Source organism: Streptomyces sp. CB02261 (genome assembly GCF_001905665.1).
GTDB lineage: Bacteria > Actinomycetota > Actinomycetes > Streptomycetales > Streptomycetaceae > Streptomyces.
Window position 1 is genome coordinate 474,734 of sequence record NZ_LIVX01000003.1, and the last position, 11,654, is coordinate 486,387.

Sequence of the window (11,654 nt, forward strand, 5' to 3'; positions counted from 1 at the left end):
GCCCGCGACCCCGGGGGAGTCGCGGGCCGGTGGCGCGTCAGGGGTGCGGCGGTCCCTGCGGGCCGACGGGTGGACCGAGGGGTGGCTCGGTGGGTGCTGGGCCGGGTGGCCCGCCGGGTGGTGGGGCGGTGGCGGCGAGGACGTCGCGGAGGAACGGGAGGATGCCGCGTTCGAGAAGGGCGCGGCGCCAGGCCTCCCGGGCGCGGGACAGTTCGTCGTCCGGTGCGGCGCCCGTGCTCACCGGGCTGTTGCGCAGCGCCGTCATCAGGAGCCCGGCGCCCGCGCAGAGCAGTCCGGCGGCGGCCAGGACGCCGAAGACCAGGCCCGCCGTCAGCAGCGTCGCCCCGAACACCAGGGTGGGGGCGAGGGCCTTGAGGACCGCGCCGACCAGCAGGAAGATGACGGCGGCCGACCCGGCGAGGACGGGCACCAGGACGGTGAAGATCGCGACGACCCCCGCGCCGGGGCCGGGACGGTCGGCGGGGACGGGTGCGCGGGCCCCGAGGGCGGCGCGGTGTTCCTCGCGGACCTTCACGAAGTGGTCGTACTCGCTCGCCGCCGCGCTGGTGACCAGCGCCGTCGCGTTCAGCGTCAGGGCGCGCAGCTGGGCGAGCGTGAGCCGGGTCCCGGCTCCGGTGAGGTCCGGGCGTGCGTGGGCGGTGCTCAGTGCGTCGTCGAGGATCCGCTCGTACTCGGCGCGGTCCTCGGTCAGCAGGTGCGGAGCCACGTTCATGTGCATCCCCCGATGCTCCGTAGGCCCGGATCAGCCGTGGGACACGGTGGGTCGGGCGGAAACGGAGGAGAGCCTGCTACGGATGGACCCGATGGTATTGCGGGGGTGCCACGCGCTGACAGGGTGTTTCCGGAAATCGCCTTCCCCGGATGCGCAGGGTTATGCCTCAGCGGTCCAGGGGGAGTTGGACGACCAGCAGCTTTCCGGCCATGGTCACTCCGCCGTCCATGGCGATGGCCAGACCGTCCGCGTACACGTGCGGACCGTCGACGACCGGGCCGGCGTCGCTCTCGCCGTCCTCCGCGCCGACCTGGCCGAGGAGGTACGGGATCGGGCTGTGGCCGTGGACGATCCGGCGGCCGCCGTAGGTGGAGAGCAGCTCCTGGACGGCCTGCGGGCCGCCTTCGTCGCGGAAGGCGAAGCGCTTGGTGAACTTGCGGAAGACGTCCCAGACCTCGTCGGCGTCGTTGCGGTTGATGATCTCGTGGACCGTGTCGTTGACGTCCTCGATGGTCTCGCCGTATTCGAGGTACGCGGTGGTGTCGGAGTGCAGGAGGAGGTGGTCGTCCTCGCGCACCACGGCGTCGAGCCGGGACATCCACTGGAGGTGGACGTCCTGGAGCCGGTCCATGTCGTGCTTCTGGCCGCCGTTGAGCAGCCAGGCGGCCTGGAAGGTGGCCGTGCCGGCCCCGGAGTTCACCGGCGTGTCGCCGAAGCGCTTGGCGCCGATGAGCAGCAGCTCGTGGTTGCCCATGAGGGCCTTGCAGTAGCCGCCGGCGGCGGCGGCCTCGGCGGAGAGCCGCATGACGAGGTCGATGACGCCGATGCCGTCGGGGCCGCGGTCGGTGAAGTCGCCGAGGAACCACAGACGGGCGTTGCCCGCGGCCCAGCCGCCGTTCTCGTCGATGAGGCCCTGGGCGCGCAGGGCGGCGACGAGTTCGTCGAGGTAGCCGTGGACGTCACCGACGACGAAGAGCGGGCCGGGTCCCTCGCCGTTCGCGAGGACGGGCTCGCCGGCGGGGGCGGACTCGGGGGCGACCGGGACCTGGACGGTGTCGCCGCGGTTGATGACCGGGAGGTCGCGCTCGGTCGGCGTGTAGCCCTCGGGCATCGCCTCGTCGGGGAAGGCGTTGCCGGGGTGGCCGGTGGCGACGGAGACGATGGAGGAACCGGCCGGGGCCTCGTACGCCGGGGCGGGACGGCGTCCCAGATGGAGGGTCGGCTCGGCGGGCATGGGCGCGGGAGGGGCCGTCGGCGGCGCGGGCGCTGTCGTCGGGGCGGCGGGCGGGCTCGCCGGGCGGACGGCCTCGGTCGACGCGGGCGCGGCGGGGGGCGGCGGCGGTGCGGGCGCGCTGCCGGTCGGCGCGGGTGCCTGCTGCGGCTCCGCGGATGTCGGATCGGTGGCGTGGCCCTGTACGGGCACCCGGGCGTACGGCGGTACGCGGAAGTCACGCAATGTCGCCGTGCGCACCACGGGCTCCTGCCCGGCCCCCTGAGTCATGGACCCCTCCACCACCGTCGCGATGCCCTGCACATCGCGGACCGGCCTGGTCGGGGTGGTCCGCGGTGTCGTGCGCCCATCATAGGAATGAGGGTCCTCCTGTGTGACGCACCAGGGGTGGTGAATCCGGGTCCACTCCGGGTTCACCGGTTGTTTCGCCCGAATTGAGTGGGTCGAGTCCAGGGTTGAGGCCGGTGGGGTGGCCGGTTTCGCCGCCCCTGCCCACGGGCAGGGGCGGGGACGGCGGATCCGAGGGCGGGAAATTCAGTCTTTCGCGGGTGAGCGCGGATGGCTGACCGTCGTGCGGGGTGAACGGCGCTGCGAGGAGGTCCGGACGATGAGTTCGGTCGGTATCACCTGCTCGACCGGGCCGTCGGCGTCGGTCCCCTCGATGGCGTCGATGAGGAGTTGGACGACGGCCGTGCCGATGCGGCGCGGCTTGAGCGAGAGGGTCGTGATGGGCGGTTCGGTGGTGGCGTAGACGGTCGACTCGCTGCAGCAGACCAGCAGCAGGTCGTCCGGGACGCGCAGTCCGTAGCGGCGCGCGGCCGCGAGGAGGTCGGTTCCGTTGGGGTCGAAGAGGCCGTAGACGGCGTCGGGCCGGTCCGGTCGGGCGAGCAGCCGGTCGGCCGCGACGGCGCCCGCGCACGGGTCGTGCGCCGGATAGGCCTCGTAGACGGGGTCCTGGCCCACCCGCTCGCACCAGTTGAGGTAGGCGGTGGTGGACAGGCGGGTGTAGGTGTCGGTGGTCGTTCCGGTGAGGAGGCCGATGCGGCGGGCGCCTGCGTCGGCGAGGTGGTCGAGGAGGTCGAGGACGGCGGCTTCGTGGTCGTTGTCGACCCAGGCGGTGACCGGAAGGGTGCCGGCGGGGCGTCCGTCGGAGACGACGGGCAGGCCCTGGCGGACCAGTTCGGTGACGACCGGGTCGTGGTCGGAGGGGTCGATGACGACGGTGCCGTCGAGGGCGACGTTCGACCAGACGTCATGGCGGGAGGTGGCGGGGAGGATGACCAGGGCGTAGCCCCGGGCGAGCGCGGCCGATGTGGCTGCCCTGGCCATCTCCGCGAAGTACGCGAATTCGGTGAAGGTGAAAGGTTCATCCCCGTACGTGGTCACGGTCAGGCCGATGAGTCCCGACTTCCCGGTGCGGAGCGTGCGGGCCGCCGCGGACGGGCGGTAGCCCAGCCGGTCGGCGACCTCGCGCACGTGCCGGCGGGTGGCGTCGGGGAGTCGGCCCTTGCCGTTGAGCGCGTCGGAGACTGTCGTGATGGAGACCCCGGCGGCGGCGGCCACGTCCCGGATGCCCGCCCGGCCCTGCCGGCTTCCCCGGGTCTGTGCCCGGCTCACCTGGTGCTTCCCTGCTGCTGTCATGGCGAGCCGATAGTAGGGCGACGAGGGGCGGTGGAGTCGGTCGCATATGCAGGCGTTGACAGGCACGTTTCTGCATGGTCGATATGGGTCAACTGGCTTGGAATGCAAGGTAGTTGAGGTCTTTTCCATGGGACCTGTGGTTGTCGAACGGCGTAGGCCTGGCGTGGTGGCGAGGTCTCGAAGAGGTCTCAACTCACCTCTACGGGGGATGCGCGCCACGGCGCTCGCCACCAGCGCGCGCCACCCCGGTGCGCGCTCCCCCCTCTCCGGGCCGCACCGGGAGCCGTGTCCCTCCTGTTGTCCGCAGCCCATTCGCAGCGGAGGCGAATCCTCTTAAGGTGAGAAGCATTGGCGGTACGGACGGTCGAGGAGGCCACACAGTGAGCGAGACCAGCGGGACGAGTACGGGCGGCCCGAAGCTGCGCGCCGAGCTGGACGGCGTCCCCACCTACAAGCCGGGCAGGCCGGCGGCCGCGGGCGGCCCCGTCGCCTTCAAGCTGTCCTCCAACGAGAACCCGTACCCGCCGCTGCCGGGGGTCATGGAGAGCACGCTGGCCGCGGCCTCGAACTTCAACCGCTACCCCGACATGGCCTGCACGGGGCTGACGGAGGAGCTGGCCGACCGTTTCGGCGTGCCGGTCTCGCACCTGGCCACGGGCACCGGCTCGGTCGGCGTCGCCCAGTCGCTGCTCCAGGCGACCTCGGGCCCCGGCGACGAGGTCATCTACGCCTGGCGCTCCTTCGAGGCGTACCCGATCATCACGCAGATCAGCGGGGCCACCTCGGTGCAGGTGCCGCTGACCGAGGGCGAGGTGCACGACCTGGACGCGATGGCCGGGGCGATCACCGACCGGACGCGGCTGATCTTCGTCTGCAACCCGAACAACCCCACGGGCACGGCGGTGCGCCGGGCCGAGCTGGAGCGCTTCCTCGACCGGGTGCCCTCCGACGTCCTCGTGGTGATCGACGAGGCGTACCGCGAGTTCGTGCGTGACACCGAGATCCCCGACGGCATCGAGCTGTACCGCGACCGCCCGAACGTGGCCGTGCTGAGGACGTTCTCCAAGGCGTACGGCCTGGCGGGGCTGCGGGTCGGTTTCGCGGTCGCCCATGAGCCGGTGGCGGCGGCGCTGCGCAAGACGGCGGTGCCGTTCGGGGTGAGCCAGCTGGCGCAGGACGCCGCGGTGGCCTCGCTGCGGGCCGAGGACGAGCTGCTCGGCCGGGTCGGCTCGCTGGTGGCCGAGCGCGAGCGGGTCCACGCGGGGCTCGTGGCCCAGGGCTGGACCGTGCCGGACACCCAGGCGAACTTCGTCTGGCTGCGGCTCGGCGAGCGGACGACGGACTTCGCGGCGGAGTGCGAGCGGCACGGCGTGATGGTCCGGCCGTTCGCGGGCGAGGGCGTGCGCGTCACGATCGGTGAGACCGAGGCGAACGACCTCTTCCTGAAGGCGGCGGAGGGCTTCCGTCAGGGCAGCTGACCTCCTCTCCGTCCGGCCCCCGTGAGCGCTGCGCTCGCGGGGGCTTTCGCGTGGGTACGTCCCGATCTTCACGGTGGCCGGATCCTGAGGGACCCCGGTTGACGATACGGATTTCGTATGAGCCATAATAGCTTGTGAATGTGAACGCGTTCACAAGCGTCTCCGGTTCCTCCCGTTATGGGTGGGATCAACGGGGCGAACTGCCGATGTGATCGCGGCGATGTAAGGAGAGAACGACGTGGACCTCGCTCTGGCGCCAGAGACGTTGGCGCGCTGGCAGTTCGGCATCACCACCGTCTACCACTTCCTCTTCGTCCCCCTGACGATCTCCCTCGCCGCGCTCACCGCCGGGCTGCAGACGGCCTGGGTGCGGACCGAGAACGAGAAGTACCTCAAGGCGACGAAGTTCTGGGGCAAGCTCTTCCTGATCAACATCGCCATGGGTGTCGTCACCGGCATCGTGCAGGAGTTCCAGTTCGGCATGAACTGGTCCGACTACTCCCGGTTCGTCGGGGACATCTTCGGCGCACCGCTCGCCTTCGAGGCGCTCATCGCCTTCTTCTTCGAGTCGACCTTCATCGGTCTGTGGATCTTCGGCTGGGACAAGCTGCCGAAGCGCATCCACCTCGCCTGCATATGGATGGTGTCCATCGGCACCATCCTCTCCGCGTACTTCATCCTCGCGGCCAACTCCTGGATGCAGCACCCGGTCGGCTACCGCATCAACGAGGAGCGCGGCCGGGCGGAGCTCACCGACTTCTGGCAGGTGCTCACCCAGAACACCGCCCTCACCCAGTTCTTCCACACCATGACGGCGGCCTTCCTGGTCGGCGGCGCGTTCATGGTCGGCATCTCCGCCTTCCACCTGGCGCGCAAGAAGCACATCACGGTGATGCGGACCTCGCTGCGGGTCGGCCTGATCACTCTGATCATCGCCGGACTCGGCACCGCCATCAGCGGCGACCTGCTCGGCAAGGTCATGTTCAAGCAGCAGCCCATGAAGATGGCCGCCGCCGAGGCGCTCTGGGACGGCGAGGCGCCCGCGCCCTTCTCGATCTTCGCCTACGGCGACGTCGACAAGGGCCACAACAAGGTCGCCATCGAGGTCCCCGGCCTGCTGTCCTTCCTGGCGAACGACGACTTCAGCTCGTACGTCCCGGGCATCAACGACATCAACAAGGCCGAGCAGGAGAAGTTCGGCCCCGGCGACTACCGGCCCAACATCCCCGTCGCCTACTGGGGCTTCCGCTGGATGATCGGCTTCGGGATGGCCTCCCTGACCATCGGGATGCTCGGTCTCTGGCTGACCAGGAAGAAGTTCCTGCTGGCGCCGGGCCTGAGGACCGGTGAGGACGAGGTGCCGAACCTGGTCCTGTTCAAGCGGAAGGCACTCAGCCCCCGCCTGACCACGTGGTACTGGATCATCGCCCTCTGGACCATGGCCTTCCCGCTCATCGCCAACTCCTGGGGCTGGATCTTCACCGAGATGGGCCGTCAGCCCTGGGTCGTCTACGGCGTGCTGCGCACCCGGGACGCGGTCTCGCCCGGCACGACGACGGGCGAGGTGCTCACCTCGATGATCGTCTTCACGGCTCTCTACGCCGTCCTCGCCGTCATCGAGGTCAAGCTCCTCGTGAAGTACATCAAGGCGGGACCGCCGGAGCTGACCGAGGACGACCTCAACCCGCCCACCAAGATCGGCGGGGACTCGCGAGACCCCGACCGCCCCATGGCCTTCTCGTACTGAGGCTGAGGAGATCGAGGCATGGAACTCCACGACGTCTGGTTCGTACTCATCGCCGTCCTCTGGATCGGCTACTTCTTCCTCGAAGGCTTCGACTTCGGGGTCGGCGTCCTGACCAAGCTGCTCGCCCGTGACCGGGCCGAGAAGCGGGTCCTCATCAACACCATCGGCCCCGTCTGGGACGGCAACGAGGTGTGGCTGCTCACCGCCGGCGGCGCGACCTTCGCCGCGTTCCCCGAGTGGTATGCCACGCTCTTCTCCGGCTTCTACCTGCCGCTGCTGATCATCCTGGTCTGTCTGATCATCCGGGGCGTCGCCTTCGAGTACCGCGTGAAGCGGCCCGAGGAGAACTGGCAGCGCAACTGGGAACGGGCCATCTTCTGGACGTCGCTGATCCCCGCGTTCCTCTGGGGCGTGGCCTTCGGCAACATCGTCAGGGGCGTGAAGATCGACGCGGACATGGAGTACGTCGGCGGCTTCTTCGAGCTGCTCAACCCGTACGCACTTCTCGGCGGCCTGGTCACACTGACCCTCTTCACCTTCCACGGCGCGGTCTTCGTCTCGCTCAAGACGGTCGGTGACATCCGGGTCCGGGCACGGGCGCTCGCGCTCAAGCTGGGCCTGGTCACGGCGGTGCTCGCGCTGGGCTTCCTGATCTGGACCCAGATCCACACCGGGGACAGCTGGAGCCTCGCGGCGATGCTGGTCGCCGTCGTGGCCCTGGTCGGCGCGATCGGCGCGATCAAGGCGGGCCGCGAGGGCTGGTCGTTCGCGCTCTCGGGCGTGACCATCGCCGCCGCCGTGGCGATGCTCTTCCTCGCGCTCTTCCCGGACGTCATGCCGTCCTCGCTCGACCCCGCGTGGAGCCTTACCGTGACGAACGCGTCGTCGAGCCCGTACACGCTCAAGATCATGACCTGGTGCGCGGCGATCGCGACCCCGCTGGTGCTGCTCTACCAGAGCTGGACCTACTGGGTGTTCCGCAAGCGGATCGGTACGCAGCACATCGCCGACGCCCACTAGTCAGGCCCACGAGCCGGCCCTTCCCAGGGGAGCATGTTTCACGTGAAACCGATCGATCCGCGCCTGCTCCGGTACGCCAGGGCCACCCGAGTCTTCCTGATCGCGGTGGTGGTCCTCGGCCTGGTCGGGGCGGTGCTGGTCATCGCCCAGGCCATGCTCATCGCCGAGATCGTGGTGGGGGCCTTCCAGAAGGGGCAGTCGGTCTCCGAGCTGACCGGCGCCCTGCTGCTGCTCGTGGGGGTCGCGGCGGCACGGGCCCTGGTCTCCTGGCTGACCGAACTCGCCGCCCACCGGGCGAGCGCGGCGGTTAAGTCCGAACTCCGTGGCCGGCTCCTCGTCCGGGCGGCCGCGCTCGGGCCGGGCTGGCTGAGCGGGCAGAAGGCCGGTTCGCTGATCGCCCTCGCGACGCGGGGCGTGGACGCCCTCGACGACTACTTCGCCCGCTATCTGCCGCAGCTGGGCCTCGCGGTGGTCGTGCCGGTGGCGGTCCTGGCCCGGATCGTCACCGAGGACTGGGTCTCGGCGGCGATCATCGTCGTCACCCTGCCGCTCATCCCGGTCTTCATGATCCTCATCGGCTGGTACACCCAGGCCCGGATGGACCGGCAGTGGAAGCTGCTCTCCCGGCTCTCCGGTCATTTCCTGGACGTGGTGGCCGGGCTTCCGACCCTCAAGATCTTCGGCCGGGCCAAGGCGCAGGCCGAGTCGATCCGCGCGATCACCTCGGAGTACCGGCAGGCGACGATGCGGACGCTGCGGATCGCGTTCCTCTCCTCCTTCGCCCTGGAACTCCTCGCGACCCTGTCGGTCGCGCTCGTCGCCGTGACCATCGGCATGCGGCTCGTCCACGGCGAACTCGATCTGTACGTCGGGCTCGTCATCCTGATCCTGGCACCCGAGGCGTATCTGCCGCTGCGGCAGGTGGGGGCGCAGTTCCACGCGGCGGCGGAGGGGCTCGCCGCGGCGGAGGAGATCTTCGAGGTGCTGGAGCAGCCGGTACGGGGGGCCGGTGGGGGTGGCGCGTCCGGCGCCGGTGGCGTCGCCGGTGCGGGGGGTGGCGTGCCGGGCTCCGTCCGGTTGGAGCTGGACCGGGTGACGGTGCGTCACGCCGGGCGGGCCGAGCCCTCGCTCGACGCGGCGACGCTGACGGTCGAGCCCGGCGAGACGGTGGCCCTGGTCGGCCCGAGCGGGGTCGGGAAGTCGACGCTGCTCGATGTCGTGCTGGGGTTCGCCGTGCCCGAGGAGGGCGGCTCCGTGCGGGTCGGCGGCGAGGACCTCGCGGCGCTCGACCTGGAGGAGTGGCGGTCGCGGATCGCCTGGGTGCCGCAGCGGCCGTACCTCTTCGCGGGGACGGTCGCCGAGAACGTCCGTCTGGCGCGCCCGGACGCCTCCGACGAGGCGGTACGGGAGGCGCTGCGGGACGCCGGTGCGGACGGGTTCGTCGCGGGGCTCCCGCGGGGGCTCGACACGGTGCTCGGGGAGGACGGAGCAGGGCTCTCGGCGGGGCAGCGGCAGCGGCTCGCGCTGGCACGGGCGTTCCTGGCGGACCGGCCGCTGCTGCTGCTCGACGAGCCGACGGCGGCGCTGGACGGGGCGACGGAGGCGGGTGTGGTGGACGCGGTTCGGCGCCTCGCGGCGGGGCGGACCGTGCTGTTGGTCGTGCACCGGCCTGCGCTGTTGGCTGTCGCGGACCGGGTGGTGGCGCTGTCGCCGGCCGCCGGCGGGGCGCAGGGCGTGGGCGAGGTCCTGCCGGGTGACGGTGCCGGTGTGGTGGACCCGGCTGGGGTGGGCCGGGGTGCGGTGGGCGTCGGGTTCGACGCCGGTGCGGGGTTGTGCCCACCCGTTCCGCCCTTTGCGGAACAGATGCCCACAACCGAGGTGGATGGGGGTGCGGGGGCCGGGGGGTCCGGCGCGACCGGGGCAGTGGAGCTGGGGGCGGGGGGGCCCGCACGCGGGGCCGGCGCCGGGGTGGAGGTGCCCGCACGCGGGGTGCCTGTGGCTGAGGGGCTTCGGCGGGTTCGGGGGATGGTGGGGGAGTTCAGGGGGCGGATGGGGCTCGCCCTGTTGTTGGGGAGTCTGGCGCTCGGGTCGGCCGTGGGGCTCATGGCCGTCTCCGGGTGGCTCATCTCGCGGGCCTCCGAACAGCCGCCCGTGCTCCATCTCATGGTGGCCGTCACCGCCACGCGCGCCTTCGGGATCGGGCGGGCCGTCTTCCGGTACGCCGAGCGGCTCGTCTCGCACGACGCCGTGCTCCGGATGCTCGCCGAACTCCGGGTCTCCGTCTACCGGCGCCTGGAGCGGATCGCCCCGGCCGGGCTGCGCCGCACCCGCCGCGGGGACCTGCTCGCCCGGCTCGTCCAGGACGTCGACGCGCTCCAGGACTACTGGCTCCGCTGGCTGCTCCCCGCGGGCGCCGCGCTCGTCGTGGGGGTCGCGTCCGCCGGGTTCACCGCCTGGCTGCTGCCCGAGGCCGGTGCCGTCCTCGCCGTGGGCCTCCTGGTCGCGGGCGTCCTCGTCCCGATGGCCGGCGGGGCCCTCGCCCGCCGGGCCGAACGGCGGCTCGCCCCCGCGCGCGGCGCCCTCGCGACCGCCGTGGCCGACCTGCTCCGCGGCTGCGCCGAACTGACGGTGGCCGGAGCCCTGCGGAGCCGTATCGAGCGGGCGCGGGCCGCCGACCGCACCCTCACCGACATCGCCTCCCGGCAGGCCGCCGCCACGGCGCTCGGGGCCGGGCTCTCCGCCCTGGTCTGCGGGCTCACCGTCGTGGCCGCCGCGCTCGTCGGCGTCCAGGCCGTACGCGACGGGCGCCTCGACGGAGTGGCCCTCGCCGTGGTCGTGCTGACCCCGCTCGCCGCCTTCGAGGCCGTCACCGGGCTGCCGCTCGCCGTGCAGTACCGCCAGCGCGTCCGGCACAGTGCCGAGCGGGTCTTCGAGGTGCTCGACGCTCCCGTACCCGTACACGAGCCGGTTCAGCCCCGTACTCCCCCGGCGGGCCCGTTCCCGCTGGAGCTGGGCGGTCTTTCCGCCCGGTACCCGGGCCAGGAGCGGGCGGCGCTCGCGGACTTCCGGCTCACCCTGGAGGCCGGACGCCGGGTCGCCGTCGTCGGCACCTCCGGCTCCGGCAAGACCACGCTCGCCCAGGTGCTGCTGCGGTTCCTGGACGTGGAGGACGGCACGTACCTGCTCGGCGGGGTGCCTGCCGGCGAACTCGACGGGGACGCGGTCCGGCGGCTCGTCGGCCTCTGCGCCCAGGACGCCCACCTCTTCGACAGCTCCGTCCGGGAGAACCTGCGGCTCGCCCGCACCGGGGCGGGCGACGACGAGCTGCGCGAGGCGCTGCGCAGGGCGCGGCTGCTCGACTGGGTGGACGAGCTGCCGGACGGTCTCGACACCCTCGTCGGCGAGCACGGCTCCCAGCTCTCCGGCGGCCAGCGGCAGCGCCTGGCACTCGCCCGGGCCCTGCTCGCCGACTTCCCCGTCCTCGTCCTCGACGAGCCGGCCGAGCACCTGGACCTGGCCACCGCCGACGCGCTCACCGACGATCTGCTGCGGGCCACCGAGGGACGGACCACCGTCCTCATCACCCATCGGCTGCACGGGCTCGACGCGGTCGACGAGGTCCTGGTCCTGGAGGAGGGCCGGACCGTGCAGCGCGGACCGTACGCGGAGCTCGCCGAAGCGGACGGGCCGCTGCGCCGGATGCTGGCGCGGGAGCGGGCGACCGACCTGCTCGCCGTCGGAGGGGGACGCCGGCCGGCACCTCCGGGCGGCCGACTTTTCTCGGCAAATAGGACTTACTAGGCT

The 11,654-nt window shown here is 71.8% G+C and carries 7 protein-coding genes; 4 read left to right on the forward strand and 3 right to left on the reverse strand.

The features are described from left to right. Window positions 1–37: 37 nt before the first annotated feature. The 3 genes from AMK29_RS12360 to AMK29_RS12370 form a co-directional block, all read right to left on the reverse strand. Window positions 38–739: a hypothetical protein gene (locus AMK29_RS12360; protein WP_241845307.1), complete on the reverse strand. Its 702-nt coding sequence runs from the start codon at window positions 737–739 to the stop codon at window positions 38–40. A gap of 160 nt (window positions 740–899) precedes the next feature. Further along, window positions 900–2,249 (reverse strand): metallophosphoesterase, encoded by a 1,350-nt coding sequence (locus tag AMK29_RS12365; protein WP_274535635.1) that lies wholly within the window; start codon window positions 2,247–2,249, stop codon window positions 900–902. A 249-nt stretch (window positions 2,250–2,498) separates the two neighbouring features. After that, window positions 2,499–3,605: a LacI family DNA-binding transcriptional regulator gene (locus AMK29_RS12370; protein WP_073811739.1), complete on the reverse strand. Its 1,107-nt coding sequence runs from the start codon at window positions 3,603–3,605 to the stop codon at window positions 2,499–2,501. 380 nt (window positions 3,606–3,985) lie between these two features. Here AMK29_RS12370 and hisC point away from each other — a divergent pair, with 380 nt between their 5' ends. The 4 genes from hisC to cydD all read left to right on the forward strand — a co-directional run bounded on the left by hisC (window position 3,986) and on the right by cydD (window position 11,651). Then, the gene (hisC, locus tag AMK29_RS12375) at window positions 3,986–5,083 is read left to right on the forward strand and encodes a histidinol-phosphate transaminase (RefSeq protein ID WP_073811740.1); all 1,098 of its coding nucleotides are present in this window, start codon (window positions 3,986–3,988) and stop codon (window positions 5,081–5,083) included. Between the two features lie 238 nt (window positions 5,084–5,321). After that, a complete protein-coding gene (locus tag AMK29_RS12380) occupies window positions 5,322–6,830 on the forward strand; it encodes a cytochrome ubiquinol oxidase subunit I (RefSeq protein ID WP_073811742.1) in 1,509 nt (502 codons plus the stop codon). 18 nt (window positions 6,831–6,848) lie between these two features. Next, window positions 6,849–7,850: a cytochrome d ubiquinol oxidase subunit II gene (gene cydB / locus AMK29_RS12385; RefSeq protein ID WP_073811743.1), complete on the forward strand. Its 1,002-nt coding sequence runs from the start codon at window positions 6,849–6,851 to the stop codon at window positions 7,848–7,850. Window positions 7,851–7,892: 42 nt separating this feature from the next. Further along, window positions 7,893–11,651, forward strand: a complete 3,759-nt coding sequence (cydD, locus tag AMK29_RS12390; RefSeq protein ID WP_073811745.1) for a thiol reductant ABC exporter subunit CydD — start codon at window positions 7,893–7,895, stop codon at window positions 11,649–11,651. The last annotated feature ends 3 nt before the right edge of the window (window positions 11,652–11,654 follow it).

Bases quoted from the DNA above. Each gene is read 5' to 3' on its own strand.
- AMK29_RS12360 (WP_241845307.1), bottom strand. From the start codon at position 739: ATGCACATGAACGTGGCTCCGCACCTGCTGACCGAGGACCGCGCCGAG.
- AMK29_RS12370 (WP_073811739.1), bottom strand. From the start codon at position 3,605: ATGACAGCAGCAGGGAAGCACCAGGTGAGCCGGGCACAGACCCGGGGA.
- cydB (WP_073811743.1), top strand. From the start codon at position 6,849: ATGGAACTCCACGACGTCTGGTTCGTACTCATCGCCGTCCTCTGGATC.